Below are 25,984 nucleotides of genomic sequence, written 5' to 3'. Positions count from 1 at the left end.
AACCGACCTAGGAGCACGCTGCCATGGCCCAGCTATCTCCGCTGCTCAAGCAGGCAACGCCCGTCGTGGTCGACCACGGTGAAGGGGTTTACCTCTACGACGTCGACGGCAAACGCCACCTCGACTTCACCGCCGGCATCGGCGTCACGAGCACCGGGCACTGCCATCCGCACGTCGTGCGCGCGGCGCAGGAGCAGATCGGCAAGCTCGTCCACGGGCAGTACACGACGGTGATGCACCAGCCACTGCTGGAGCTGACGAAGCGCCTCGGCGACGTCCTGCCGAGCGGGCTCGACTCGCTCTTCTACGCGAACTCGGGCAGCGAAGCCGTCGAAGCGGCGTTGCGGCTCGCGCGGCAGGCGACGAAGCGCCCGAACGTCGTCGTCATGCAGGGCGGCTTCCACGGCCGGACCGTCGCGGCGGCGACCATGACGACGTCCGGGACGCGGTTCAGCGCCGGCATCGGCCCGCTGATGGCGGGCGTGCACGTCACGCCGTTCCCGTACGCCTACCACTACGGCTGGGACGAGCAGACCGCGACGAAGTTCGCGCTGCGCGAGCTGGACTACCTGTTCCAGACGGTCAGCGCCCCGAACGAGACCGCCGCGATCTTCGTCGAGCCCGTGCTCGGCGAGGGCGGGTACGTCCCGGCCAACACCGAGTTCATGGCGGGGCTGCGCGAACGCGCGGACCGGCACGGCATCCTGCTCGTCCTCGACGAGATCCAGACCGGCTTCGGCCGCACCGGCAAGTTCTGGGGCCACGACCACTTCGACGTCTCCCCCGACATCGTGCTCATCGCGAAGGGCCTGGCCAGCGGCTTCCCGCTGTCCGGCATCGCCGCTTCGCAGGAGCTGATGGCGAAGGCGCTCCCGGGCTCGCAGGGCGGCACGTACGGCGGCAACGCCGTCTCGTGCGCGGCGGCGATCGCGACGCTCGAGGTCATCCAGCAGGAGAACCTCGTCGAGAACGCCGCCGAGCGCGGCCGCCAGCTGCTCGAAGGCGCGCGGGTGATCGCGGACAAGACGCCGGCGATCGGCGAGGTGCGCGGGCTCGGGCTGCTGGTCGGCTCGGAATTCACCACGGCCGACGGCGAGCCGGACGCCGCGACGGCCGCGGCCGCGCAGCAGACGGCGGCGAAGAACGGCCTGCTGCTGCTCACCTGCGGGCCGTACATGAACGTCGTCCGGATGGTGCCGCCGCTGATCGTCAACGCCGAGCAGGTCGACGACGCGCTGCGCATCTGGGGCGACGTCGTCGCGTCCGTCACGGGGAGCTGAGCATGGCCCGGTACATCACGATCACCCTCGACAAGCGCGGCGTCTCCTGCCGCGCCCGGCTGCTCGACGACGAAGCCCCGCGGACGTGCAAGGCGGTGTGGGACGCGCTGCCGCAGAGCGGCTCGGCCTACCACGCGAAGTACGCGCGCAACGAGGTCTACACGCTCGTGCCGCCCTTCGCGGAGCCGAAGCCCGGACGCGAGAACCCGACGATCACGCCGATCCCCGGCGACGTCGTGTACTTCGGCTTCGAAGCCTGGGAGATCGGCAACCCCGCGTACGGCTACGACGACGAGAGCGAGGCGCACAGCGACCAGGGCGCGACCGACCTCGCGATCTTCTACGGGCGCAACAACCTGCTGATCAACGGCGACGCGGGCTGGGTGCCCGGCAACGTGTTCGCCACGATCGAGGAGGGCCTCGCCGAGATGGCGGCGGCCGCGCAGGACCTCTGGCTGCGCGGTGTCGAGGGCGAGACGCTCTCGTTCGCGCGAGCCTGATTCCCTTTCCTCCCAAGGGGACGCCGGGCGTGCCGACACACCCGGCGTCCCCTTTTCGCCGCCTGCGGCCACTCGAAAGGGTGATCATCGAGAACTCACCTTTCGTGGCCGGTGATCACCGGATCGAGCTACGCGCGTACCCGGGATGCCGGATCAAGGTCAGCATCACCGACAGTGATGATCGGCCCGCTTACTACCCAGAGTGGCTGACCGCCGAAACGGGCACCCCGGCGTCAAACACGAAGGGATTACGTGTTTAGCATGGGAAGATTCCGCCGCGGCGCAGTCTTCCGAAAACGGCTCTTTGACAGCTCGCCAGCACGGTGAAAACCTGACTCCGCTTTCGCGAAAGCATCTCCAGGGAAACCGTTTTCGAGTCATCAAGGAGCCATTCCATGCAGACGTTCGCCCAGCACGCCCACTACTGCCACGACATCATCACCGGCGCGCTGGCGCACCTGGCGCACGTTCTCGGCTGGCTCGTCTGAGCCTGACCGGAGCTCGACGCCCGGCCGCGGGAAACCGCGGCCGGGCCGCTTTCACGCCAGCTCGGACAATCGCGCGAAATCGTCGTCGGAAAGCGTTACTTCGGCCGCGCCGCAGTTTTCTTCGAGGTGTGCGAGCGACGACGTGCCGGGAATGGGGATCACGACCGGCGAGCGTCGCAGCAACCAGGCGAGGGACACCTGAGCGGGGGTCGCGCCGAGGCCGGCCGCGACCTTTCCGAGCACCCCGCCCGCCGTCGCGTGGTCACCGCGCGCGATCGGCAGCCACGGGACGAACGCGATCCCCTCGCGCTCGCAGTAGTCGAGAATGTCCTCGGACGCGCGGTCGGTCAGGTTGTAGCGGTTCTGCACGCTCGCGATGGGCGCGATCGCCCGCGCTTCGGCCAGCTGCGCGACGCTGACCTCCGACAACCCGATCCGGGCGATCTTGCCCTCGTCCCGCAGCCGGGCGAGCGCGCCGACCTGGTCGGCGATGGGGACCTGCGGGTCGAGCCGGTGCAGCTGCAGGAGATCGAGCCGGTCGACGCGCAGGCGCCGCAGTGAGAGTTCCGCCTGCTGTCGCAGGTATTCGGGCCGGCCGAGCGGTACCCACTCGCCTCGGCTCGGCCGCGCGTGGCCGCACTTCGTCGCGATGAACAGTCCCTCGTACGGGTGCAGCGCGTCGGCCAGCAGTTCCTCGTTCAGGCCCAGGTCATAGGCGTCGGCGGTGTCGAAGAACGTCACGCCGAGCTCGGCCGCGCGGCGGGCCACCGCGGCGGCGCCGTCCCGGACGTGGTCCCACTCGGTGAGCCGCATCGCGCCGAAACCCAGCCGCCGCACGGAAACGCCGTCTTCGAAGGTGTACGTCGATGTCATACGCGAAGCTTCGCCCGCGGCCGACGTCACCCACCAGAAATTTAGCCTGAGCTAAATCCTGCCCAGTAACCGGGTGGTCACGCATTTCATCCGGATTTCATCACCTCTCCCTAACGTCGCCGGCGCAGTGATCAACTGACGGAGGGGACTGCGAAGTGAAAAATCTGAAACGCCTGTCGCTGATCGGGGCCGCGGTGGCCGCACTCGTCACGGGGTTCGTCACCACGCCGGCCGCGCACGCCGAAGGCGCGCACTACTACATCCTCATCGGCGGCACCTGCAACGGGAACGCCGACCAGTACCAGGAAGCGTGGCTGCGCGGCGGGATCCGGAAGGTGGTGAACTACCCGGCCGGCGCGTCCGGGCTGCCGGGCCCCTGCGGCCAGACGCCGATGGACCAGAGCGTCGCCATCGGCCGCGAAGAGGCGAAGCGCATCGCGCAGGACGCGTTCAACGAAGATCCGGGCGGCGAGTTCACCGTCGTCGGGTACTCGCAGGGCGCGATCGTCGCGAACTTCCTGTTGAACGACATCGCGGACGGCGTCGTCGACGTGGACCGGAGTCACTTCAACGCGAAGCTGTACGCGGACCCGATGCAGCCGGTCGGGCCGCCGGGACGCGGGATCAGCGCGGTGCTCCCGGCGGGTGCGGGCGCGCCGTCGCCGTTCGGCGGGTACGTCTCGTTCGGCCCGGGACGGACGGACTTCGCCGGCATCCCGTACATCCGCTACTGCATCCAGACCGACGGCGTGTGCCACTTCGACACCCTCGAAGCGCCGGGCGGCTACTTCGCCCAGCACTGGTGCTACGTCGAGCGCCCGATCATGGCCGACACCCTGGCCGACGGCGTGTACACGAACTCGTCGATCGAGCTGCCGCGGCAGGACTGCCGTCCGCCGTGGCCGATCGGCTGATCCGCCGGGGCGGGCGCTCCGGCGTCCGCCCCTACCGGCGCGCGAAGTACTCGGCCGCGAAGTCGGACAGCCGCTGCGCCGCGACGGAAAAGTACGCGTCGGCGCGCCAGACGAGGTTCAGCGTGCGGTGGCAGTCCGGCGCGTCGACGTGCAGCCAGACGCCCGGGATGTGAGTGGCGCCGCGCGAGTACGCGGGCACCAGCCCGACCCCGAGGCCCGCGCCGATGAGGTCGCCGGTGGCGCCGGGCTCGTCGCTCTCGCAGGTGTACTCGGGATGCAAGCCGGCTGCCGCGAACAGCCGGTCGGCCAGCTCGCGCGGCCAGTAGCCGGGGCGGGTGGTGACGAACGGTTCGCCCGCGAGGTCGGCGATCCGCACGCGGTCCCGGCCGGCGAGCCGGTGCCCGACCGGCACGGCGAGCAGCACCTCCTCGCGCAGCAGTTCCCGCGTCCGCAGGTCCGCGCCGGGCAGCGGCTGGGAGGCAAAGCAGAGGTCGACCTCGCCGGCGCGCAGCTGGTTCGCCATCTCGGTGGCCGACGACTGGTACAGCCGGATGTCGACGCCGGCGTGCGCCGCGCGGAACTCGGTGACCACGCCGGTGAGCGTGAGCAGGGTTTCCGCGGCGACGGAGACGCTGCCGTGGTCGAGCCCCGCCGAGTCGGCCAGCTCGCGGCGGGCGTCGTCCAGCTCGGCTAGCGCCCGGTCGACGCGGCGGAGGTAACCGGCACCGAACCGGTTGAGCCGCAGCCCGCGGCCCACGCGGTCGAAGAGCGGCACGCCGAGGTCGGCCTCGAGCCGGGCGATCGCGCGGCTCAGCGACGGCTGCGCGACGCGGAGTTCGGCGGCCGCTTGGCTGAGGTGCTCGCGGCGGGCCACCGCTTGGAAGTAGCGCAGCTGCAGCAAGTCCATCTCATAGCCTCAAAGTCATGATTCCATGTCGATTCCGGTCTTGGACAGCATAGATCGGCGTCCCTAGCGTCGACCGGGTGAGCAAAGCAAGGAGTGCGACGCGCGGGTTCGTGACCGTGCACGCCATCGTGATCTTCGGCCAGCCGGTCTTCGCGGGCCGCTACCTGACCGGCGACTACGCCATGCTGGCGGTGCACCGGTTCGGCGCGGACCTGGTCTTCGCGATCGGGCTGGCGCAACTGGTGCCGACGGCGCTGCTCTGGCGGCACGGCGGCCCGCGGTGGCCGTTCTGGGCAAGCCTGCTGCTGGTCGCCGGCGAGACCGCGCAGTACTTCGCCGGGCTGGCCGGCGCCCTCGACCTGCACGTCCCGCTGGGCGTCGCGCTGGTCGCGCTGGCCGTGGTCGTGCTGATCGCGATCTGGCGATGAGCGGGCTGTCCCGGCGCCGGTTCCTCGGGCTGGCCGGCGGCGCGGGTCTCGTCGTGGCCGCCGGAGCCGTCGGGCCGCGGCTGCTCGGCCGCGCCGCGGCCACCGGGGAACTGCTCACCAGTGAGGTGCCGCTGCCCCCGCCGTTCCAGGTCCCGCTGCCGATCCCGGCCGTACTGCCGCCGCTCGCCCGCGAAGCGGACGCCGACCGGTACGAGATCGTCCAGCGCGCGGCCGCCGCAGAGATCTTGCCCGGGTTGCGCACGCCGATCTGGGGCTACCAGGGCACCTTCCCCGGGCCGACGATCGAATCCCGGAGCGGCCGGACGGCGGTCGTCCGGCACCGCAACGAACTCCCGGTGCCGACCGTCGTCCACCTGCACGGCGGGCGCACACCCCCGGAGTCCGACGGTTACGCCACCGACCTCGTACTGCCGGCGAGCGGGTGGCACGCGACGCACCAGGGCATGCTCGACCCGGACGCGAAGATCACCCAGGGCGTGCGCGATTACGTCTATCCGTTGCAGCAGCGGGCGTCGACGCTCTGGTACCACGACCACCGGATGGACTTCACCGGCCCGGCCGTGCACCGCGGGCTCGCCGGGTTCCACTTCGTCCGCGACGCCGAAGAGGACGCGTTGCCGCTGCCGCGTGGTGAGCGCGAACTGCCGCTGATGATCGCCGATCGCGCGTTCGCCGCGGACGGTTCGATGCGCTACCCCTCCCTCGACTCGACGCTGAGCACCGTGCCCGGCGTCGAGGAGCCCTACGCCGCGGGCGTGCTCGGCGACGTCATCCTGGTGAACGGTGCGCCTTGGCCGGTGGCGGAGGTTTCCGCGACGCGACATCGGCTGCGCCTGCTCAACGCGTCCAACGCCCGCCGCTACGACCTCACCCTCGACCCACCGCCGCCCGACGGCCCGGCCTTCACGCAGATCGGTTCGGACCAGGGCCTGCTCGACGCGCCGCGCGGGCACGACCACCTGCCGATCGCGCCGGCCGAGCGGTACGACGTCGTCGTCGACTTCGGCCGCTACCCGGTGGGCACCGAGATAACGCTCGTTAACCGCGCCGGCACCGGCAGCACCGCGTACGTACTGCGGTTCCGCGTGGTCCGCCGCGGTACCGAGGACAGTCACGTGCCGGACCGGTTGAGCACGGTCGAACCGCTCAATCGGACACAGGCGAGAGTGATCAGGGAGTTCTCGTTCCGGGGTGCGCCGTCGGGTGGACGGCACGGCTGGCTGATCGGCGGGGAGCCGTACTCGCCGTCCCGGATCGACGCGCGGCCGCGGCTCGGCGACGTCGAGGTCTGGCGGTTCGTGGCGGACGTGCACCACCCGATCCACTTGCACCTCGCACCCTTCCGGGTGCTCTCCCGCGGCGGCCACGAGCCCGGGCCGTTCGACGGCGGCCTCAAGGACACGGTCGATCTGCGGCCGGGTGAAGCTGTGGAAGTGATCGTGCGTTTCGACGGCTATCGCGGGCGCTACATGTTCCACTGCCACAACGCGGAGCACGAAGACATGGGCATGATGGCCAACTTCGAGACCGTCTGAGCCGAATGTGAAAAACCTTCATGGCGGCGTACCGGCGGTACGTACTACGCTGCGGTAACCACAGCAACGGCGCGGAGGAGAAGCTGTCGATGGGCGACGTGGCGGCACGGCTGGCCGAGATAGTCGGGGACAAGAACCTGCTGACCGGCGAGGCGATCTCCGAGGACTACGCGCACGACGAAGCGTTGACCGCGGAGCCGCAGAAGCCTGCGTACGTCGCGAAGCCGGCAACCGCGGAAGAAGTCGCGGAGCTACTGAAGGCCGCTTCGGAACACAACGTGCCTGTCACCGCACGAGGCTCCGGAAGCGGGCTTTCCGGCGCCGCGCGGCCGCGCGAAGACGGGCTGCTGATCTCCTTCGAGCGGATGAACGCCGTCCTCGAAGTCGACACCGGGAACCACGTCGCCGTCGTGCAGCCCGGCGTCACCCTCGCCGAACTCGACGCGAAGACCGCCGAAGCCGGGCTCAGCTACACCGTCTACCCCGGCGAGCTGAGCGCGAGCGTCGGCGGGAACGTCGGCACCAACGCCGGTGGCATGCGCGCCGTCAAGTACGGCGTCACCCGCAACAACGTGCTCGGCCTGCAGGCCGTGCTGCCGACCGGCGAGATCCTCCGCACCGGCGGCAAGACGTCGAAGATCTCCACCGGCTACGACCTCACGCAGCTGATCATCGGCTCCGAAGGCACCCTCGCGCTGGCCACCGAGATCACCGTCAAGCTGCACCCGCGGCTGACGCACGGCGCCACCGTGCTCGCCCCGTTCGGCAACCTCGCCCAGGTGATGGCCGCCGTGCCGGCGATCCTCTCCAGCGGGCTCGGGCCGCACATCCTGGAGTACATCGACAACCTGACGATGGCCGCGATCGTCTACAACGAGAAGCTCGAGCTCGGCGTCCCGGACAAGATCCGCGAGACCAGCGAGGCCTACCTCGTGGTCGCGCTGGAGAACCGGGACGACGAGCGGCTGCACGAAGACGTCGAGACGGTCGGCGAACTGCTCGGCGAACTCGGCGCGACCGACGTCTACGTCCTCGAAGGCCCCGCCGCGCGCAAGCTGATCGAAGCGCGCGAGAAGGCCTTCTGGACCGCGAAAGCAGCCGGCGCCGACGACATCATCGACGTCGTCGTGCCGCGCACCGCGATGCCGGAGTTCATCGCCAAGTCGCGCGAGCTCGCGATGGCTGCGGGCGGCGGCGCGCTCGGCTGCGGGCACGCCGGCGACGGCAACGTCCACTTCGGGATCTTCTGCAAGGACGCCGACAAGCGTAAACAGCTGTTAACCGACATCTTCGCGTACGCCATGGAACTGGGCGGCGCGATCTCCGGCGAGCACGGCCTCGGCCGCACCAAGGCGAAGTACCACCAGGAACTCGAAGACCCGGCGAAGATCGAGCTGATGCGCCGGATCAAGCAGAGCTTCGACCCCGCCGGGATCCTCAACCCCGGCGTTCTCTTCCCCGAAGGAACCGCATGAGTGAGCAGAACGGCGCCCAGTCCCTGATCCGCACGCTGGTCGACGCCGGCGTCGAAGTGTGCTTCGCGAACCCCGGCACGTCTGAGATGCACTTCGTCGCCGCGCTCGACACCGTCCCGGAGATGCGGGGCGTGCTCGCGCTGTTCGAAGGCGTCGTCACCGGTGCCGCCGACGGGTACGCGCGCATCGCGGACAAGCCCGCCGCGACGCTGCTGCACCTCGGCCCCGGCCTGGGCAACGGTCTGGCGAACCTGCACAACGCGCGTCGCGCGCACACGCCGATCGTGAACGTCATCGGCGACCACGCGACCTACCACAAGCAGTACGACGCGCCGCTGGAGTCGGACATCGAGGCCATCGCGGGGTCGCTCGAGGGCTGGGTGCGCCGCTCCGAGCACACGAAGGACGTCGGAGCGGACGCTGCCGCCGCGGTCGCCGCGTCGCAGGACGCTCCCGGCCGCGTCGCCACGCTGATCCTGCCCGCGGACGCTTCGTGGGGTGAGGGCGGCGAGACGTGCGCGCCCATCCCGCCGCGCGTGCCGCAGGCCGTCGACGCCACCACCGTCAAGGACGTCGCCGCGGTGTTCGGCGCCGGCGAGCCGGTGGCGCTGCTCATCGGTGGCGCCGCGTGCCGCGAGGAAGGGCTGCGCGCGGCCAGCCGGATCGCCACCGCGACTGGCGCGAAGGTGTTCGTCGAGACGTTCCCCGCCCGGCTGGAGCGCGGCGCGGGGCTGCCGGCGATCGAGCGGCTCGGCTACCTCGCCGAGCAGGTCACCTACCAGCTCGACGGGATCAAGCACGTCGTCGTCGCGGGCACGAAGGCGCCCGTGTCGTTCTTCGCCTACCCGGGCAAGCCCAGCGACCTGGTGCCCGATGGCGCGCAGGTGCACACGCTTGCGTCCGTCGGCCAGGACGTCACGCGCGCGCTCAACGAGGTCGCCGACCTCGTCGCCGCGGACACCGAACCGGTGCTGTCCCCGGCGTCGCGGCCCGCGCTGCCGAGCGGTCCGCTCACCCCGCAGAACTGGGTCGACGTCATCGGCGCGCTGCTGCCGGACAACGCGATCATCGCCGACGAGGCCAACACGTCCGGCCTGCTGCTCCCGACGGCGACGGCCGGCGCGCCGCGGCACGACGTCCTCACGCTGACCGGCGGCGCGATCGGCTACGGCATGCCGGTGGCGACCGGGGCGGCCGTCGCCGCGCCGGACCGGCCGGTGCTGAACCTGCAGTCCGACGGCAGCGCGCTGTACACGATCTCGGCGCTGTGGACGCAGGCGCGGGAGAACCTGAACGTCACGACGGTTCTGCTCAACAACCGCGCGTACGCGATCTTGCGGATGGAGCTGCAGCGCGTCGGTGCGGCCTCGGGCGGCCCGAAGGCGAACGACCTGCTCGACCTCTCGCGGCCGGACATGGACTTCGTCAAGATCGCGGAGGGCATGGGCGTCCCGGCGACGCGGGCGACCACGGCCGAGGAGCTGGCCGAGCAGCTGCAGCGGGCCTTCGCCGAACCGGGTCCGCACCTCATCGACGCCGCGGTGCCGCCGCTGCTCTGATTCGGACTATTCTCCCGTCACACCTCGAGCCCGGGAGCGGCGGATGAGCGAAGACGAACACGCGAAGCGGGGCATCGACCTCGAACGGCCGAACGCGGCGCGCGTGTACGACTACATGATCGGCGGCCAGCTGAACTACGCCGTCGACCGGATGTTCGCCGACCAGATCCAGAACGTGCTGCCGAACGCGCGGCACATGGCGCTGACGAACCGGGCGTGGCTGCGCCGCGCGGCGCGGTTCGCGGCGGAACAGGGCGTCCGGCAGTTCCTGGACATCGGTTCGGGGATGCCGACGGTCGGGCACGTGCACGAGGTCGTCCAGGCCATCGACCCCACTGCACGCGTTGTCTACGTCGACAACGAGCCGATCGCGGTCGCGCACAGCGAGATCGTGCTCGAGGGCAACGACAACGCGGCAATGGTCCAGGCCGACGCCGAGTACCCGGACGAGGTGCTGGAGCACCCGACCACCGAGGCGCTGCTGGACTTCAGCGAGCCGGTCATGGTGATCATGGCGGCGTTCGTGCACTTCATCCCGGACTCCCGGGACCCGGCCGGGCTGATCGCGACCTACCGCGACGTGCTCGCGCCGGGCAGCTACCTCGCGTTGTCTTCGGGTACGTGGGAGGGGCAGGGCGAGGAGTCCCGGCGCTCGGTGGCGCTGTACGAGAAGAGCGGCACGCCGCTGACGCTGCGTTCGCCCGACGAGCTGCGCGCGCTGGTGAAGGGCTTCGAGATCCTGCCGCCGGGCGTGGTGTTCACGCCCGAGTGGCGCCCGGACGGGCCGCTCGAAGACCCGCCGGAGCAGTCGGGCGGGCTGGCGCTGGTCGCTCGCAAGGAGTAACCGGCGCTATCCTCGCTGTCGCACCGACGGTGAGGGGACGGCGATGACCGACGACCACGCGACGCGCGAGATCGACTTCGACAAGCCGAACGCGGCGCGCGTGTACGACTACCTGATCGGCGGCAAGCTCAACTACGCGATCGACCGGATGTTCGCCGAGCAGATCCTCAAGGTGCGCCCGGAGGCCAGGGAGCTGGCCCTGCTTAACCGGCGCTGGCTCCGCCGGGCGGTGCGGTTCGGCGCCGAGCAGGGCATCCGGCAGTTCCTCGACATCGGCTCGGGCATGCCGACGGTCGGGCACGTGCACGAGGTCGTCCAGGCGATCGACCCCACTGCACGCGTTGTCTACGTCGACAACGAACCGGTCGCCGTCGCGCACAGCGAGATCGTGCTGAAGGACAACGAGAACGCGGAGATGGTGCAGGCGGACGCCGAGTTCCCCGCGGACGTCCTCGAGCACGAGACCACCGAGATGCTGCTGGACTTCGACCAGCCGGTGATGCTGATCATGGCCGCGTTCGTGCACTTCATCCCGGACGAGCGCGACCCGGCGGGACTGATCGCGGCCTACCGCGACGCACTCGCGCCGGGCAGCTACCTCGCGTTGTCGTCCGGCACGTTCGAGGGTCAGGGCGAGGAGGTCCGGCGCGCCGCGGAGATGTACCAGAAGAGCGGCACGAACGTGGTGGCCCGCTCGAAGGACGAGCTGCGCGCGCTGCTGGGCGGGTTCGAGATCCTGCCGCCGGGGATCGTCTTCATGCCGGAGTGGCGACCGGACGACCCCGGCGAGGTCGGCGAGCACCCCGAGCTGGCGAGCCAGCTCGCCCTGGTGGCGCGCAAGAACTGAGAACGGCTCACGTCGGCTATTCTCGCCGTCACACCGGACCGTGGAGCGGCGAATGAGTGAAGACGAGTACGCGCGGCGTGGCATCGACCTCGACAAGCCGAACCCCGCGCGCGTGTACGACTACATCCTCGGCGGCCAGCTCAACTACGCCGTCGACCGGATGTTCGCCGACCAGGTGCTCACCGCCCAGCCGAACGCGCGGGAGCGCGCGCGGCTGAACCGGCAGTGGCTGCGCCGGGCCATCCGGTTCGGGCTGGACAACGGGATCCGGCAGTTCCTCGACATCGGCTCGGGCATGCCGACGGTCGGGCACGTCCACGAGATCGCCCACGCCGTCGACCCCACTGCACGCGTTGTCTACGTCGACAACGAACCGGTCGCCGTCGCGCACAGCGAGATCGTGCTCGAGGGCAACGAGAACGCGGTCATGGTGCACGCCGACGCCGAGTTCCCGGACGACGTCCTCGAGCACGAGACCACCGAGATGATGCTGGACCTGGACCAGCCGGTGATGGTCGTGATGGCGCTGTTCGTGCACTTCATCCCGGACGAGCGCGACCCGGGCCGGCTGATCGCCGCCTACCGCGACGCGCTCGCGCCCGGCAGCTACCTGGCCATGTCGTCGGCCACCCCCGAGCAGCAGAGCGACGGCACCGCCCGCGCGGTCGCGATGTACCAGAAGAGCGCCAACCCGGTTACGCCCCGCACGGCCGACGAGCTGCGCGCGCTCGTGGACGGCTTCGAGATCCTCGACCCGGGCGTCGTCTTCATCCCGCAGTGGCGGCCGGACGACCCGGCGGACGTGCCGGAGAACCCGGCCGAGTGCGGCGGGCTCGCGCTGGTGGCGCGCAAGAACTAGCCGGCACCGGACTAGACGGCGCCGACGAGTTCCGGCGCCACCTTCGTCTTCGGCACCAACCCCGCCAGCAGCACGCCCGCGAGCGCGGCGCACGCAGCCACCGCGAACGTTGCCCGGAAGCCGAACAACGACGGCACCGTCAGCCCGCCGACGGTGATCGTCAGCTGGGCCAGCATCGCCGCCATCACCGCGCTCGACACCGCCGTGCCGACCGAGCGCATCAGGGAGTTCAGGCCGTTCGCGGACGCCGTTTCGGTGACCGGCACCGAGCCCATGATCAGCGCGGGCATCGCGGCGTAGGCGATGCCGACACCGGCGCCGATGATCACCGACGCCGTGATCAGCTCGGCCGCGTTGTCCATCAGCACGATCGCGAACACGTACCCGACGGCGATCACCAGCGCGCCGGTCATCAGCGTCGGGCGCGGGCCGAAGCGGGCGATGAGCCGGGCCGACACCGGCGAGAGCAGCATCATCACCAGGCCGTTCGGGGCGAGGGTGAGGCCGGATTCGACCATCGTCTGGCCCAGGCCGTAGCCGGTCGAGGCGGACGCCTGCAGCAGCTGCGGGAAGGACAACGCCATGGCGTACATCGAGAACCCGACCATGATCGACGCCAGGTTCGTGAACAGCACCGGCCGTCGGGCGGACACGCGCAGGTCGACGAGCGGGTCGCGCCGGCGCAGCTGGTAGGTGCCCCAGCTGAGCAGGACGACGACGGCCGCCGCGGCGAACCCGAGCGTCGGGGTGCTGGTCCAGCCCCACGTGGCGCCCTTGACCACCGGCAGCAGCAGGCAGACCAGGCCGGCGGCGAGCCCGAACGCGCCGAAGTAGTCGAACGGCGCGGGCGTGCGCAGCGGCGACTCCGGCACGAACTTGACGATCAGCAGCGCGAAGAACAGCCCGAGACCGGCGGCCATCCAGAACAGCACGTGCCAGTCGGCGTTCTCGGCGACGATCGCCGCGACCGGCAACCCGATCGCGCCGCCCACTCCGAGCGTCGCGCTCATCAGCGAGATCGCGCCCCCGACGCGTTCGGGCGGGAGCTCGTCGCGCATGATGCTGATGCCGAGCGGGATCACGCCCATCGCACAGCCCTGCAACCCGCGTCCGATGATGTGAAACGCGAGCGCGCTCGTCGTCGCGGACACCACCGAGCCGGCAACGAGCAGCGCGAGGCTGACGAGAATCATCCGCCGCTTGCCGTAGAGGTCGCCGAGCCGTCCGCTGACCGGCGTGATGACGGCCGCGGCCAGCAGCGTCACGGTGACGACCCACGACGCGTCGGCCGCCGAGGCGTTCAGCAGCCGCGGGAACACCGGGATGAGCGGGACGACCAGCGTCTGCATGAACGACGCAACGAGCCCGCACGAGGCGAGCACCACGACGATCGCGCGAGCGGACCGTCCGGGTCGGGACACCAGCACACCCCCGGTGTGTAGTTAGTACGCATCATGCAACTTGATGCACTCTACCTACCGGGTGGCCGGTTTCGGTCCGATTGGTGATTCGTCACAGCCAGGTGCGGACACCCCCGTGGCCCGAGCAGGTGCCGGAGCGGTGCTGGCTGTAGCTGTAGGTGCCGTCCTTGCAAAGGGCCGTGGCGCCGGCCGGGTTGTCGCTGGGGCGGTGGACGCAGTTGCCGTCCGAGTTCCGGTAGTAGTCGGCGCCGCACTCGGCCGGCTTCGACGCGGCCTGCGTGGTGGTCTTCGGCGCAGCTTTGGGCTTGGCCTGGGCGTATCCGTCGCGCTCGGAACGGAGAACGTAGGCGTTGTATACGAAGTCGGCGGCGCATCCAGAACACCCACGCCGCCCGAATCCTTCGACGACGACTCCTTAGCAACACGAATCAATGCCGCAGAGTCGCTCACCCCGACGCGTTTGTTACGGCGCCTAGACTCGCCGCATGGCCTGGTTGCGGCGGTGGGCTCCCGAACTCGCGGTCACCGTCGCGGTGCTCGTCGGCTCGATGTTCGCCGTCCTGAACGACGGGGCCAAGCCCGCCCACCACGCCGCCGTCGGCTGGGTGCTCACCGTCTTGGCGTGCGCCGCCGTCTTCTTCCGGCGCAAGTACCCGTTGACCGTCGCCGGGTTAACGCTCGTTTGCTGCGCTCTCTACTACCCGCTCACCGATCCCGACGGCCTCGTCCTGCTCGCCTTCGCCTATGCCCTCTACAACGCCGCCGCGGCGGGGCGGATCCGCGCGGCCGCGCTGCTCGTCGTCGCCGCGATGGCCGGGGTCGCCGTCGGCGAGGTCAGCTCGCGGACCGGGCGGCACGTCGACAACTTCGCGTTCTTCCTGATGACCGGCTGGTTCGTCGCGCTCGTCGCCGGTGGCGCCGTTGCGCACTACCGCGCCGAGGCCGAGCGCACCAAAGAGGCCGAAGCCCGGGCCCGCGCCACGGAGGAGCGGCTGCGCATCGCCCGCGAACTGCACGACGCGCTCGGCCACCACCTGTCACTGATCAACGTCCAGGCGGGGGCCGCGCTGCACCGGCGTGATCCCGCGCAGGCCGAAGAGGCCCTCGGCACCATCAAGGACGCCAGCAAGACCGCACTCCAGGAGTTGCGCGCGACGCTCGGCATGCTCCGCCAGGCCGAGCCGAGCCTGTCCCGCGTCGCGGAGCTGGCCGAGTCGGTCGGCGCGTCCGGGCTGACCGTCCGGACCGAGATCGACGGCGTCGCCCGCGACCTGCCGCCGGACGTCGAGCACGCCGCGTTCCGCGTTGTGCAGGAAGCGCTGACGAACGTTGCGAAGCACGCCGGCGCGAAGACCGTCGTCGTCCGGCTCGGGTATGGCGCCGACGCGCTGTCCGTGCAGGTCGACGACGACGGCTGCGGCGGCGACGCCCCGCCGGGCACCGGGATCCGCGGCATGGCCGAACGCGCGCGGGCGCTCGACGGCGAGCTGACCGCGGCGCCTCGCGAAGGCGGCGGTTACCGGGTGCGCGCCCGGTTGCCGGTGCGATGATGGGCCGATGATCCGGGTCCTGCTCGTCGACGACCAGCGGCTGGTCCGCGCCGGTTTCCGGTCCATTTTGGACGGAGAGGACGACATCGACGTCGTCGCCGAAGCCGCCGACGGCCGCGAAGCCCTGCAGGCCGCGCACGACCACCGTCCGGACGTCGTGCTGATGGACATCCGCATGCCGGTGCTCGACGGCCTCGCCGCGACACGGCACCTGCTCGAGGACCCCGCCGTGCACAGCAAGGTCGTCATCCTCACGACATTCGACCTCGACGAGGACGTCTACGGCGCCCTGCGCGCGGGCGCGAGCGGGTTCCTGGTCAAGGACACCGAGCCCGAAGAGCTGATCCACGCCGTGCGCGTGGTCGCGCGCGGCGACGCGCTGCTGGCGCCGTCGATCACCCGGCGGCTGATCTCGGAGTTCGCCGCACGCGTCACACGCCCGACCCCGCCCCCGGCGCTCGACCGGCTCACCGACCGCGAACGCGAGGTGCTCTCCCTGGTCGCGGCGGGCCTGTCGAACGACGAGATCGCGCGCGAACTGACACTCAGCCCCGCGACGGCGAAGACGCACGTCAGCCGGATCATGACCAAGACCGGCATGCGCGACCGCGCGCAGCTCGTCGTCCTCGCCTACGAATCCGGCGCGGTGACGCCGAGGTGGCTCACCCCCTAGCCGTACTCCCGCGGGGGTACGGGAAACGCCTTAAGGGACACCTTCGGGAGCACGGCAAGTGTCCTCCGCTGCGCGACGCGGAGTAGCGCCTTCGCGGCGAATCCTTGTCCACCATGGACACCATCACTCGCCCCACCGGGGGAAGCCTGGCCCGCCTGGCCGGCTGGGCGCAGCGCCACCGGTGGCTCGCCGTCGCACTCTGGGCGCTGGTCCTCATCGGCGTCACGTTCACCTCCCGCCTCACCGGCAGCGCGTTCCACGACGACAACTCGCTGCCCGGCACCGAATCGCAGCAGGCCGTCGACATGCTGCGGAACACCGCGCAGTCCGGCGCGTCCGCGCAGATCGTGTACAAGGTGGACAACGGGCTCGGCACGCAACGCGCCGCGATCGAAAACAGTCTGGGAAATGTCCGATTGCAGCCGCACGTGCGGTCGGTGACCGGGCCGTTCGAGACGCTCTCGCGCGACGGCCGGATCGGCTACGCGACAGTCACCTTCGACGTCGCCTCGACCGACCTCCCGTACGACGACATCGTCGAGTTCGCCGACGTCGCGAAGCAGGCCGGACCGGTCGAAGTGGCGCTGGCCGGCGACCCGATCGAGCGCATCTCGGGCGGTGGCGGTCCGGCGGAAGGCGTCGGACTGCTGGCCGCGCTGGTCATCCTCGTGTTCCTGTTCCGCTCGCTGCTCGCCGCCGGGCTGCCGGTGCTCACCGCGGTGTTCGCCGTCGGCAGCACTCTGGGCGTGATCACGGTCGTCTCGCACTTCGTCGACATCGCGAGCTACACCTCGCCGTTGATGATGCTGGTCGGGTTCGGCGTCGGCGTCGACTACGCGTTGCTGATCTTCTCCCGCTACCGCGGCGAACTCCTCGCCGGCCACGACCGGGACACCGCCGCGCGCCGGGCACTCGACACCGCCGGGCGCTCGGTGCTGTTCGCCGGGACGACGGTGATCATCGCGCTGCTCGGCCTGCTCGCGCTCGGCCTCGGCGGGCTGCGCGGGGTGGCGCTGGCCGTCGCGCTCACCGTCCTGATGACCATGCTCGCGTCGGTGACGCTCCTGCCCGCGCTGCTGTCGCTGTTCGGCAAGCGGCTCGAACGCGGCATCCGCAAGCACGCCGCCCGGCGGGAGCACGGCAAGACGTGGCGACGGCTCGCCGACGGCGTCCAGAAGCGCCCGGTGGCCCCGCTCGCGATCGGCCTGATCGTCCTCGTCGGGCTGTCGATCCCGGCTGCGGGCATGCGGCTCGGGTTCGCCGACGCCGGCACCGACCCCGCCGGATCGACGACGCGGCGGGCGTACGACCTGCTGGCCGAGGGCTTCGGACCTGGTTTCAGCGGCCCGTTAGCGATCGTTAACGAAGATGGCGACACCGTCGCACTGCAGCAGAAGCTCGCGGCAACCCCGGGCATCGCGCGCGTGCTGCCGCCGATGGGCCGGACCGTTCTGGCGTTCCCGACGACGTCACCGCAGGACGCGGCGACCGCCGAACTCGTGACGCGCCTGCGGACCGACGTCCTCCCGACGCTGCCGGGCCACTACCTGGTCGGCGGCTCGGTGGCGGCCGCGACGGACTTCGCGGACGCCGTCGCCGACCGGCTGCCGCTGTTCGTGCTGGTCGTCGTCGGGCTGTCCGCACTGCTGCTGATGGTCGTGTTCCGGTCGATCCTCATCCCGCTGAAGGCGGCGTTGCTGAACCTGCTGAGCATCGGCGCCTCGCTCGGCGTCATGACGCTGGTGTTCGGCGACGGCTGGTTCGGCGCGCAGCCGGGACCGATCGAGGCGTTCGTACCGGTGATGATCTTCGCGATCGTGTTCGGGCTGTCGATGGACTACGAGGTGTTCCTCGTGTCGCGCATGCACGAGGAGTGGCGCCACACCGGTGACGCGCGGCTCGCGGTGCGCGAAGGCCTCGCGTCGACCGGCGCGGTGATCACCGCGGCGGGCGCGATCATGGTGCTGGTGTTCGGCGCGTTCCTGCTCGACCCGTCGCGGATGCTGGCGCAGTTCGGCCTCGGCCTGGCGACCGCGGTCCTGCTGGACGCGCTGGTGATCCGCTGCCTGGTCGTCCCGGCGGTCATGCGCCTGCTCGGCGCCCGGGCGTGGTGGCTGCCCCGGTGGCTGGACCGCCGCCTGCCGCACGTCGCGCTGGAGCCCTACTGCGCCGATAGTTACCAATCCGACCACAGTCACGGCCGAATGACTTCGTAGCTACGGTTACGTGCCGCTCGGGGGGCGGCCTACTTTTGGTCGGATTGGTAACTCCCCCAGGGCGTCGGCGTCTCGGACAGGCGGAAGTCCAGGGTTCCGCCGCGCAGGAAGGACGCGTCGACCTTCCAGTCGCGCTGCGGCCGGCCGTCGCGGCGGACGTCCTGGACGTACTTCCCGCTGCCCGACGTCGTGATCCGGATCGGCGCGCCACCCGCCGGCCGGATCACGGCGGCCGGGAACAGCGGGCTCGACAGCAGCAGCTCGCCGAAGCCCGGCGTGCGCGGGTAGACGCCGAGCGCGGCGAAGACGTACCAGGCGGACATCGTGCCGAGGTCGTCGTTGCCGGGGAGCCCGGACGGACCGGTGCCGTATACGGAGTACACCAGCTGCCGGACGGTCTCCTGGGTCTTCCACGGCTGCCCGAGCTCGTTGTACAGCCAGGGCGCATGGATGTCGGGCTCGTTCGTCGGGTCGTACTTGAGCGGGCCGCCACCCTTCAACTGCCAGTTGCCGCTGGCGTCGTGGAAGAACCCGTCGAGCCGGGTGACTGCGGTGGCCTTGCCGCCCATCGCGTCGGCGAGACCGGAGACGTCCTGCGGGACCATCCAGGTGTAGGCCGCCGCGCTGCCCTGCGCGAAGCCGCGGTCGCTCGCCGGGTCGAACGGCGTCACCCAGCTGCCGTCGACGTTGCGGGCCTGCAGGTATCCGGTCTCCGGGTTGTATACGTTGCGCCAGTACGCGCCCCGCGCGCGCATCTCCGCGGCTTCGCGCGGGCGGCCCAGCAACTCCGCGAAATGTCCGATTGCGGAGTCGGCTACGGAGTCTTCCAGCGTCTCCGCGGCACCGCCCCAGCAGTGGCAGACGTCGTTCGGCGCGTAGTGCGAGGTGACGTACTGCGCGAGGTTGGGCCGCTGGCCGACGCACTGTCCGGGGCAGCCGCCGTCCTGCAGGCCCTCGGCCCGCGGGACCGTCGCCTGCTTGTACAGCGAGCCGAACGCGCCGCGGTAGTCGAAGTTGCGGACGCCCATCGCGTAGAAGGTCGCGATCGTCGCCGCCGACGGGTCGCCGGTCATCACGTGCGTCGCGCCGTTGACGTGCACCCAGCGGTCCCAGACGCCGTCGTTCTGCTTCGCGTAGTTGTACAGCGATTGCGCGAAGTTCCCGGCGACGCGCGGCTCGATCAGTGCCAGAAGCTGCACCTGCGCACGGTACTGGTCCCAGCCGGAGAAGTTGGAGTACTGCGCGTCCTGCCCGCGTTCGACGCGGTGCGGCTGCCGGTCCATGCCGAGGTACTGGCCGTCGACGTCGCTGACGAGGTTGGGCTGCTGCAGGCCGTGGTAGAGCGCGGTGGTGAAGGTGATCCGCTGGCTGGCGGTGCCACCGGTGACGTTCACCCGCTCGAGTTCGCTGTTCCAAGCCTTCTTCGTCCTGCCGACGATGCTGTCCACAGTAGACTTCTTCGGCTGTTCGGCCTGCAGGTTGCGTTCCGCGCCTTCGAGCGAGACGTAGGAGATCGCGATCCGCATGGTGACCTTGCTGCCGGGCGCGAAGGTGACGTAGCCGCCGGAACCGCGGCCGGCGCGGTCCTTGCCGGTCGCGTAGCCCTCGCCGCCGGTCTGGTCGGTGCCGCCGGGCTGGAGCGTCGCGTCCTTCCACGTCCCCGTGCCGGTGACGGGCTGGTCGAACTGCGCGGTGAAGTACAGGCGGTAGTAGGACTTGCGGTTGTTGACGCCGCCGTTCGCGCGGCGGCCGCAGAAGGCGCCGGTGAGCACGGACCCGGTCACGCGCCGGTTCGCCGCGTCGATGTGCGTCTCGGCGTCCTCGCTGCCGTTGAGGGAGTTCGACGTCCGAAAGAGCAGGCTGGCCGGCTTGTCCTGCGGGTACGACAGCGTGCCGATCGCGGTCCGTTCGGTCGCGGCGACGTCGGTCGTGACGCCGTTCTGCAGGCCGAGCCGGTAGCGGCCGGGCGTCGCGGCTTCGTCGGCGTGGCTGAAGTTGCTCGCGTAGACGGCGTCGGTGGTGTCGGCGGTCGGCGACGAGGTGACGTCGCCGGCGAACGGCAGGATCGGCACGTCGCCGGCGGCGCCGGGGTTGCAGCCAGCGCCGTTAACGTGCGTTAACGCGAAGCCGCGCAGGCGCGTGGCGTCGTACTGGTAGCCGTTGGCGGCGCCGGTCGACGTCTGGTCGCCGCGGGTGCTGGTGGGGCTCCAGGCGAGCATCCCGAAGGGCGCGGTCGCGCCGGGGTAGGTGTTGCCGTCGCCGGCGGAACCGATCAGCGGATCGACGAAGTCGGCAGGACTCAGGTCGGCGGCTGCCGACATCGTTGTCAACGTCGAGGCGAGCAGGGTGGCGGCAAGAGCCACCGTGACAGGACGGCGCATGGCCGGAGGTTAACGCGCGTTCAGCGGCTTTTGGGCGAACGCAAGCGGACAAACTGCCGGACACTCCGGCACACCCGGAGGTCGCAAACCGCGGGTACCTTCGAGCCCCTCGACGGATTGGGGAACCGAGGATGATCGCACGCACTTGGCGTGGCTGGGCGCCCGCCACGAAGGCCGACGACTACCAGCGGCACTACGAAACCGACGTGGCGGAGCACCTGCGTGACGTGCCCGGCTTCCGGGGCGCCCGATTGCTGCGCCGCCTGGACGGCGACGAGGTCGAGTTCACCTCGATCACGTTCTTCACCGACCTCGACGCCGTACGCGGCTTCGCCGGCGACAGCTACGAAGACGCCGTCCTCGAGGAGGACGCGCGGCGGGCGCTGAGCCGCTGGGACGAGCACGTCAACCACGCCGAGGTGGCGGTCGCCCTCTGAAAACCGTGAAGGCCACCTCGATGAACTCGAGGTGGCCTTCACGGAGTCACTGCTTATTCGTAGATCTCGCCCTTGGCGGCCTTCTCCACGAGCGAAGCAGGCGGCTCGAAGTGGTCGCCGTACCGCGCCGCGAGCTCACGCGACCGGTCGACGAAGCCCTGCAGGCCACCCTCGTACTGGTTGATGTACTGGATGACACCACCGGTCCACGCCGGGAAGCCGATGCCGAAGATCGAGCCGATGTTGGCGTCGGCCACCGACGTCAGCACGCCTTCGTCGAAGCACTTCACCGTCTCGAGCGCCTCGGCGAACAGCATCCGCTCCTTGAGGTCCTCGAACGGCACCTCGGTCGAGCCGGACTTGAACGCGTCGCGCAGGCCCGGCCAAAGGCCGACGCGCTTGCCCTCCGAGTCGTACTCGTAGAAGCCCGCGCCCGTCGAGCGGCCCTTGCGGTCGTACTCGTCCAGCATCCGGTCGATCACGGCCTCGGACGCGTGCGCCTTCCACGTGCCGCCCGCGGCCTCGATCGCCTCGCGGGTCTCCTTGCGGATCTTGCGCGGCAGGGTCAGCGTCAGCTCGTCCATCAGCTGCAGCGGCGGCGCCGGGTAGCCGGCCTGCGAACCCGCCTGCTCGATCGACGCCGGCTCGACGCCCTCGCCCAGCGCGGCGACGGCCTCGTTGATGAACGTGCCGATCACGCGCGAGGTGAAGAAGCCGCGGCTGTCGTTGACGACGATCGGGGTCTTCTTGATCTGCAGCGTGTAGTCGAAGACCTTGGCCAGCGTCGCCGGCGACGTCTTCTCGCCGCAGATGATCTCGACCAGCGGCATCTTGTCCACCGGCGAGAAGAAGTGGATCCCGATGAAGTCCTCGGTCCGCTGCACGCCCTCGGCGAGGGTGGTGATCGGCAGCGTCGAGGTGTTGGAACCCAGCACCGCGTCGGCGTTGACGACGCTCTCGATCTCGCCGAACACCTTGTGCTTCAGCTCGACGCTCTCGAAGACGGCCTCGATGACGAAGTCGACGCCCGCGAAGTCGGCCGGGTCGGCGGTCGGCTTGATCTTCGCCAGCAGCGCGTCCGACTTCTCCTGCGTGGTCTTGCCGCGCGAGAGGGCCTTCTGCTCCAGCTTCTCCGCGTAGCCCTTGCCCTTCTCGGCTGCCTCCTGCGAGACGTCCTTGAGGACGACGTCGATGCCGGCCTTCGCCGACACGTACGCGATCGCGGCGCCCATCATGCCCGCGCCGAGCACGCCGACCTTCTTGGCCGTGTACTTCTCGAAGCCGTCCGGACGCGAGCCGCCCGAGTTGATGGTCTGCAGGTCGAAGAAGAACGCCTTCGTCATGTTCTTCGAGACCTGGCCGGTGGCAAGGTGGATGAAGTAGCGCGTCTCGATCTGGATCGCGGTGTCGAAGTCGACCTGCGCGCCCTCGATCGCGGCGGCCAGGATCGCCCGCGGCGCCGGCATGTTCGCGCCCTTGATCTGCTTGCGCAGGTTCGCCGGGAACGCCGGGAGGTTGGCCGCGAAGCTCGGGTTGGACGGCGTGCCGCCCGGGATCTTGTAGCCCTTGACGTCCCACGGCTGGACGCCGCCTTCGGGGTTCGCCTTGATCCACGCCTTCGCGGCGGGGACGAGCTCCTCGACCGTGCCGACGAGCTCGTGCACGAGGCCGAGCTCGAGCGCCTTGGCCGGGCGGTGGCGCTGGCCCTGCAGCAGGACGTTCAGCAGTGCGCTCTGGATGCCGAGCAGGCGCACGGTGCGTACGACGCCACCGCCGCCGGGCAGCAGGCCCAGCGTCACCTCGGGCAGGCCGATTTGGCTGCCCTTGACGTCGGCGGCGATGCGGTGGTGCGTCGCCAGCGCGATCTCGAGGCCGCCGCCGAGCGCGGCGCCGTTGATCGCCGCGACGACCGGCTTGCCGAGTTGCTCGATGCGGCGCATCTGCCCCTTCATCGCGACGCTGCCCTCGGTCAGCTCGGCCGCGTTCTCCGGCTTCGCCTGGATGAGGTCGTTCAGATCGCCGCCGGCGAAGAACGTCTTCTTGGCGGACGTGATCACGACGCCGGTGATGCTGTCCTTCTCCGCTTCGAGGCGGTCGACGGTGACGCCGAGCGACTCGCGGAACGCGGCGTTCATCGTGTTCGCCGACTGGTTCGGGTCGTCCAGGGTCAGGGTGACGATGCCGTCGGAGTCCTGCTCCCAGCGGATGGTCTTGCTCTCGGCCATTGTGGTCCTCACACCCGCTCGATGATGGTCGCGACGCCCATGCCGCCGCCGATGCACAGGGTCACCAGGGCGCGGCGCGCCTGGCGGCGTTCCAGCTCGTCGACCACGGTGCCGACCAGCATCGCGCCGGTGGCGCCGAGCGGGTGGCCCATGGCGATCGCGCCGCCGTTGACGTTGACCTTGTCCTCGTCGAGGTGCAGGTCCTTGATCCACTTGAGCACGACGGACGCGAACGCCTCGTTGAGCTCCCACAGGTCGATGTCCTCGGGCTTGAGGCCCGCGATCTTGAGGACCTTCTCGGTGGCCGGCGTGGGGCCGGTCAGCATGATCGTCGGCTCGGAACCGATCGACGCGGTCGCCACGATCCGGGCGCGCGGGGTCAGCCCGAAGGTCTTGCCGACCTGCTCGGAGCCGACCAGCACCAGCGCGGCGCCGTCGACGATGCCGGACGAGTTGCCGCCGGTGTGGACGTGGTTGATCTTCTCGACCGAGTGGTACTTCTGCAGCGCCACGGCGTCGAAGCCGCCCAGCTCGCCGATGCCCGCGAAGGCCGGCTTGAGCTTGCCGAGGCCCTCGACTGTGGAGCCGGGACGGCGGTGCTCGTCGTGGTCGAGGACCGTGACGCCGTTGATGTCCTTGACCGGGACGACGGACTTGGCGAAGTAGCCGCCGGACCAGGCTGCCTCGGCACGGTCCTGCGAGCGGACGGCCCAGCGGTCGACGTCCTCGCGGGAGAAGCCCTCGATGGTCGCGATCAGGTCGGCGCCGGTGCCCTGCGGGACGATGTAGTTGTCGTACGCCGTGGTCGGGTCCATGAACAGCGCGCCGCCGTCGGAGCCCATCGGCACGCGCGACATCGACTCGACGCCGCCGGCGATGATCAGGTTGTCCCAGCCGGAGCGGACCTTCTGCGCGGCGGTGTTGGTGGCTTCCAGGCCGGAGGCGCAGAAGCGGTTGAGCTGCACGCCCGCGACGGTCTCGGGCAGGCCGGCGTTCAGCGCGGCGGTGCGCGCGATGACGGCGCCCTGCTCGCCGACCGGCGAGACGACGCCGAGCACGATGTCGTCGATCGCCTTCGGGTCGAGGTTCGGGTGGCGGACCTTGAGCTCTTCGATCAGGCCGACCACCAGGTCGACCGGCTTGGTGCCGTGCAGGGCACCGCCCTTGTTCTTGCCGCGAGGCGTGCGGATCGCCTCGTAGATGTAGGCCTCGCTACTCACAGAACAACTCCTCGCGAGCGTGTGGGACGTCTTCGTACCGTGGCCGATGATACCGGCCAGTAGTGCTAATGGCCATTAACATATCGTCGGATAACCCCATGGTGTCAATGGGTTGCGGGTGTGCCGTTAGCCGCTATGGTTCACTCACCATGACCGACTCTGTGCGTAGTGCGCGCCCGCGCGACCGCAAGGCCCAGCTGGCCGCGGTGGCGGCGGAGCTGTTCCGCGCCCGCGGCTTCCCCGGAGTCGGCATCAAGGACATAGCGGACGCGGCGGGCGTCACCGGCCCGGCGCTGTACCGGCACTTCGCGGACAAGCAGGCGATCCTGGCTTACGTCGTGCTGAGCGGCTTCGAAGACCTCGAGGCGGCGACGACGGAGGCGCTGTCGGACTCCGTTCCCACGCCTGACCAGCTCGAAGGCTTGTTGAGCCGGCTGGCGACCCAGGCGGTGGAGCGACGCGAGATCGCGGCGCTGTGGCGTTGGGAGGGGCGCCACCTCCCGAAGGAGGACCAGCGCGAGATCGCCCGCCGCTCGACGCTGGCGCTGGCGACGTGGTCGAAAGCGCTGCTGGTCCAGCGCCCGGACCTGCCGGTCGAGGACGCGGAGCTGCTCTGCTGGGCCGCCCTGTCGGTGTTCGGGAGCGTGTCCGTCCACCACACGTCGGTAGCACGCCGCCGGTTCGCCGCACTGCTGGTCGAGCTGGCACTGGATGTGCTGAACGCCACACTCCCGGCGCCGTCGTCCGAGCCACCTTCTCCGACGCTGAGCCTCGGTACGCCGTCTCGCCGCGAGCAGGTCCTGGCGGAGGCGACGGCGCTGTTCGCCCAGCGAGGCTTCCACGACGTGAGCATGGAGGACATCGGAGCGGCGGCGGGCATAGCGGGCCCGAGTGTCTACCGCCACTTCCCGAGCAAGGCGGCCCTGATGGTCGCAATCGGACACCGCGCGGCGGACAGGCTGGCGTTGGCGGCGGAGCGCGCGCTGCAGGCACCGGACGAAGTGTCCGCCCTGCGTCGGCTGGCGGCGTCGTACGTGCACACGATCTTGCATACGCCGGAGCTGCTGGTGTCGTTCTCGGCGGACCGCGTGACGATGCCGGACCGCGACAAGGCGGACCTGCTGCGGGTGCAGCGGGACTACGTGGCCCAGTGGGTGACGCTGTTGTCAGCGGTGCGTCCGGAGTTGCCGGCGAGGGAAGCGAAGATCACGGTCCACGCGGCGCTGACGATCGCTAACGACCTGGCCCGGACCCGCCGCCTGGCGACACGGCCGAACTTCGAAGCCGAACTGACGACGTTGCTGCACACCGTGCTCGGTCTCGCCTGAACC

At 70.3% G+C, this 25,984-nt stretch carries 22 protein-coding genes and 1 pseudogene; 16 read left to right on the top strand and 7 right to left on the bottom strand.

Translation table 11 applies throughout. The annotated features are described in order from the left end of the window. The first annotated feature begins 23 nt into the window (after positions 1-23). The 3 genes from ACERZO_RS08860 to ACERZO_RS08850 all read left to right on the top strand — a co-directional run bounded on the left by ACERZO_RS08860 (position 24) and on the right by ACERZO_RS08850 (position 2,040). A complete protein-coding gene (locus ACERZO_RS08860; protein WP_372664046.1) occupies positions 24-1,280 on the top strand; it encodes an aspartate aminotransferase family protein in 1,257 nt (418 codons plus the stop codon). Positions 1,281-1,282: 2 nt separating this feature from the next. Then, entirely contained in the window at positions 1,283-1,780 is a 498-nt protein-coding gene (locus ACERZO_RS08855; RefSeq protein ID WP_372664045.1) for a DUF3830 family protein, read from the top strand. A gap of 80 nt (positions 1,781-1,860) precedes the next feature. After that, positions 1,861-2,040: a hypothetical protein gene (locus tag ACERZO_RS08850; RefSeq protein ID WP_372664044.1), complete on the top strand. Its 180-nt coding sequence runs from the start codon at positions 1,861-1,863 to the stop codon at positions 2,038-2,040. Positions 2,041-2,319: 279 nt separating this feature from the next. On the opposite strand, the gene ACERZO_RS08845 is transcribed toward ACERZO_RS08850, so the two are convergent. Continuing rightward, a complete protein-coding gene (locus ACERZO_RS08845; protein WP_372664043.1) occupies positions 2,320-3,141 on the bottom strand; it encodes an aldo/keto reductase in 822 nt (273 codons plus the stop codon). 155 nt (positions 3,142-3,296) lie between these two features. Between ACERZO_RS08845 and ACERZO_RS08840 the strand changes: the two genes are divergently transcribed. Next, positions 3,297-4,055: a PE-PPE domain-containing protein gene (locus tag ACERZO_RS08840; protein WP_372664042.1), complete on the top strand. Its 759-nt coding sequence runs from the start codon at positions 3,297-3,299 to the stop codon at positions 4,053-4,055. 31 nt (positions 4,056-4,086) lie between these two features. On the opposite strand, the gene ACERZO_RS08835 is transcribed toward ACERZO_RS08840, so the two are convergent. Beyond that, positions 4,087-4,962 carry a LysR family transcriptional regulator gene (locus ACERZO_RS08835; RefSeq protein ID WP_372664041.1) on the bottom strand — a complete coding sequence of 292 codons (876 nt, stop codon included), beginning with the start codon at positions 4,960-4,962 and terminating at the stop codon, positions 4,087-4,089. A gap of 77 nt (positions 4,963-5,039) precedes the next feature. Here ACERZO_RS08835 and ACERZO_RS08830 point away from each other — a divergent pair, with 77 nt between their 5' ends. From ACERZO_RS08830 to ACERZO_RS08800, 7 genes are all read left to right on the top strand, one after another. Further along, the gene (locus ACERZO_RS08830; protein WP_372664040.1) at positions 5,040-5,390 is read left to right on the top strand and encodes a hypothetical protein; all 351 of its coding nucleotides are present in this window, start codon (positions 5,040-5,042) and stop codon (positions 5,388-5,390) included. Then, positions 5,387-6,946, top strand: a complete 1,560-nt coding sequence (locus tag ACERZO_RS08825; protein ID WP_372664039.1) for a multicopper oxidase family protein — start codon at positions 5,387-5,389, stop codon at positions 6,944-6,946. Before ACERZO_RS08830 ends, ACERZO_RS08825 begins: the two co-directional genes overlap by 4 nt. 89 nt (positions 6,947-7,035) lie before the next feature. Next, positions 7,036-8,421, top strand: a complete 1,386-nt coding sequence (locus ACERZO_RS08820; protein WP_372664593.1) for an FAD-binding oxidoreductase — start codon at positions 7,036-7,038, stop codon at positions 8,419-8,421. Then, positions 8,418-9,980 (top strand): acetolactate synthase large subunit, encoded by a 1,563-nt coding sequence (locus ACERZO_RS08815; protein WP_372664038.1) that lies wholly within the window; start codon positions 8,418-8,420, stop codon positions 9,978-9,980. The genes ACERZO_RS08820 and ACERZO_RS08815 overlap by 4 nt, the downstream gene beginning before the upstream one ends. Positions 9,981-10,023: 43 nt before the next feature. Further along, positions 10,024-10,824, top strand: a complete 801-nt coding sequence (locus tag ACERZO_RS08810; protein ID WP_372664037.1) for an SAM-dependent methyltransferase — start codon at positions 10,024-10,026, stop codon at positions 10,822-10,824. A gap of 43 nt (positions 10,825-10,867) precedes the next feature. Continuing rightward, complete coding sequence (locus ACERZO_RS08805; protein ID WP_372664036.1) at positions 10,868-11,671, top strand: SAM-dependent methyltransferase; 804 nt, start codon at positions 10,868-10,870, stop codon at positions 11,669-11,671. A 52-nt stretch (positions 11,672-11,723) separates the two neighbouring features. Then, positions 11,724-12,530, top strand: coding sequence for an SAM-dependent methyltransferase (locus tag ACERZO_RS08800; protein WP_372664035.1), 807 nt, complete (start codon positions 11,724-11,726; stop codon positions 12,528-12,530). Between the two features lie 11 nt (positions 12,531-12,541). On the opposite strand, the gene ACERZO_RS08795 is transcribed toward ACERZO_RS08800, so the two are convergent. Then, positions 12,542-13,957 (bottom strand): MFS transporter, encoded by a 1,416-nt coding sequence (locus ACERZO_RS08795; protein ID WP_372664034.1) that lies wholly within the window; start codon positions 13,955-13,957, stop codon positions 12,542-12,544. Positions 13,958-14,042: 85 nt separating this feature from the next. Next, positions 14,043-14,162 (bottom strand): annotated as a pseudogene (locus ACERZO_RS08790) (DUF3761 domain-containing protein); the annotation flags it as partial. 274 nt (positions 14,163-14,436) lie between these two features. Here ACERZO_RS08790 and ACERZO_RS08785 point away from each other — a divergent pair. The 3 genes from ACERZO_RS08785 to ACERZO_RS08775 all read left to right on the top strand — a co-directional run bounded on the left by ACERZO_RS08785 (position 14,437) and on the right by ACERZO_RS08775 (position 18,390). Further along, a complete protein-coding gene (locus tag ACERZO_RS08785) occupies positions 14,437-15,501 on the top strand; it encodes a sensor histidine kinase (protein WP_372664033.1) in 1,065 nt (354 codons plus the stop codon). Between the two features lie 7 nt (positions 15,502-15,508). Next, complete coding sequence (locus ACERZO_RS08780) at positions 15,509-16,174, top strand: response regulator (protein ID WP_372664032.1); 666 nt, start codon at positions 15,509-15,511, stop codon at positions 16,172-16,174. A 113-nt stretch (positions 16,175-16,287) separates the two neighbouring features. Continuing rightward, positions 16,288-18,390 (top strand): MMPL family transporter, encoded by a 2,103-nt coding sequence (locus ACERZO_RS08775; protein ID WP_372664031.1) that lies wholly within the window; start codon positions 16,288-16,290, stop codon positions 18,388-18,390. Between the two features lie 29 nt (positions 18,391-18,419). Here ACERZO_RS08775 and ACERZO_RS08770 read toward each other — a convergent pair whose 3' ends face one another. Beyond that, complete coding sequence (locus tag ACERZO_RS08770; RefSeq protein ID WP_372664030.1) at positions 18,420-20,771, bottom strand: GH92 family glycosyl hydrolase; 2,352 nt, start codon at positions 20,769-20,771, stop codon at positions 18,420-18,422. A gap of 131 nt (positions 20,772-20,902) precedes the next feature. On the opposite strand from ACERZO_RS08770, the gene ACERZO_RS08765 reads away from it, so the two are divergent. Further along, the gene (locus ACERZO_RS08765) at positions 20,903-21,208 is read left to right on the top strand and encodes an antibiotic biosynthesis monooxygenase family protein (RefSeq protein ID WP_372664029.1); all 306 of its coding nucleotides are present in this window, start codon (positions 20,903-20,905) and stop codon (positions 21,206-21,208) included. Positions 21,209-21,261: 53 nt separating this feature from the next. On the opposite strand, the gene ACERZO_RS08760 is transcribed toward ACERZO_RS08765, so the two are convergent. Then, complete coding sequence (locus ACERZO_RS08760; protein ID WP_372664028.1) at positions 21,262-23,433, bottom strand: 3-hydroxyacyl-CoA dehydrogenase NAD-binding domain-containing protein; 2,172 nt, start codon at positions 23,431-23,433, stop codon at positions 21,262-21,264. A gap of 8 nt (positions 23,434-23,441) precedes the next feature. Then, positions 23,442-24,653 carry an acetyl-CoA C-acetyltransferase gene (locus ACERZO_RS08755; protein WP_372664027.1) on the bottom strand — a complete coding sequence of 404 codons (1,212 nt, stop codon included), beginning with the start codon at positions 24,651-24,653 and terminating at the stop codon, positions 23,442-23,444. Positions 24,654-24,802: 149 nt separating this feature from the next. On the opposite strand from ACERZO_RS08755, the gene ACERZO_RS08750 reads away from it, so the two are divergent. Further along, a complete protein-coding gene (locus tag ACERZO_RS08750; protein ID WP_372664026.1) occupies positions 24,803-25,981 on the top strand; it encodes a TetR/AcrR family transcriptional regulator in 1,179 nt (392 codons plus the stop codon). The last annotated feature ends 3 nt before the right edge of the window (positions 25,982-25,984 follow it).

This window comes from Amycolatopsis kentuckyensis, assembly GCF_041679295.1.
Lineage (GTDB): Bacteria > Actinomycetota > Actinomycetes > Mycobacteriales > Pseudonocardiaceae > Amycolatopsis > Amycolatopsis kentuckyensis_A.
This window is presented reverse-complemented; position numbering and strand designations above follow the sequence as displayed.

Coding starts and splice junctions, on each gene's coding strand:
- ACERZO_RS08825 (WP_372664039.1), top strand. CDS start 5,387: ATGAGCGGGCTGTCCCGGCGCCGGTTCCTCGGGCTGGCCGGCGGCGCG.
- ACERZO_RS08760 (WP_372664028.1), bottom strand. CDS start 23,433: ATGGCCGAGAGCAAGACCATCCGCTGGGAGCAGGACTCCGACGGCATC.
- ACERZO_RS08775 (WP_372664031.1), top strand. CDS start 16,288: ATGGACACCATCACTCGCCCCACCGGGGGAAGCCTGGCCCGCCTGGCC.
- ACERZO_RS08765 (WP_372664029.1), top strand. CDS start 20,903: ATGATCGCACGCACTTGGCGTGGCTGGGCGCCCGCCACGAAGGCCGAC.
- ACERZO_RS08770 (WP_372664030.1), bottom strand. CDS start 20,771: ATGCGCCGTCCTGTCACGGTGGCTCTTGCCGCCACCCTGCTCGCCTCG.
- ACERZO_RS08820 (WP_372664593.1), top strand. CDS start 7,036: ATGGGCGACGTGGCGGCACGGCTGGCCGAGATAGTCGGGGACAAGAAC.
- ACERZO_RS08800 (WP_372664035.1), top strand. CDS start 11,724: ATGAGTGAAGACGAGTACGCGCGGCGTGGCATCGACCTCGACAAGCCG.
- ACERZO_RS08860 (WP_372664046.1), top strand. CDS start 24: ATGGCCCAGCTATCTCCGCTGCTCAAGCAGGCAACGCCCGTCGTGGTC.
- ACERZO_RS08845 (WP_372664043.1), bottom strand. CDS start 3,141: ATGACATCGACGTACACCTTCGAAGACGGCGTTTCCGTGCGGCGGCTG.
- ACERZO_RS08805 (WP_372664036.1), top strand. CDS start 10,868: ATGACCGACGACCACGCGACGCGCGAGATCGACTTCGACAAGCCGAAC.
- ACERZO_RS08855 (WP_372664045.1), top strand. CDS start 1,283: ATGGCCCGGTACATCACGATCACCCTCGACAAGCGCGGCGTCTCCTGC.
- ACERZO_RS08785 (WP_372664033.1), top strand. CDS start 14,437: ATGGCCTGGTTGCGGCGGTGGGCTCCCGAACTCGCGGTCACCGTCGCG.
- ACERZO_RS08835 (WP_372664041.1), bottom strand. CDS start 4,962: ATGGACTTGCTGCAGCTGCGCTACTTCCAAGCGGTGGCCCGCCGCGAG.
- ACERZO_RS08780 (WP_372664032.1), top strand. CDS start 15,509: ATGATCCGGGTCCTGCTCGTCGACGACCAGCGGCTGGTCCGCGCCGGT.
- ACERZO_RS08810 (WP_372664037.1), top strand. CDS start 10,024: ATGAGCGAAGACGAACACGCGAAGCGGGGCATCGACCTCGAACGGCCG.
- ACERZO_RS08815 (WP_372664038.1), top strand. CDS start 8,418: ATGAGTGAGCAGAACGGCGCCCAGTCCCTGATCCGCACGCTGGTCGAC.
- ACERZO_RS08750 (WP_372664026.1), top strand. CDS start 24,803: ATGACCGACTCTGTGCGTAGTGCGCGCCCGCGCGACCGCAAGGCCCAG.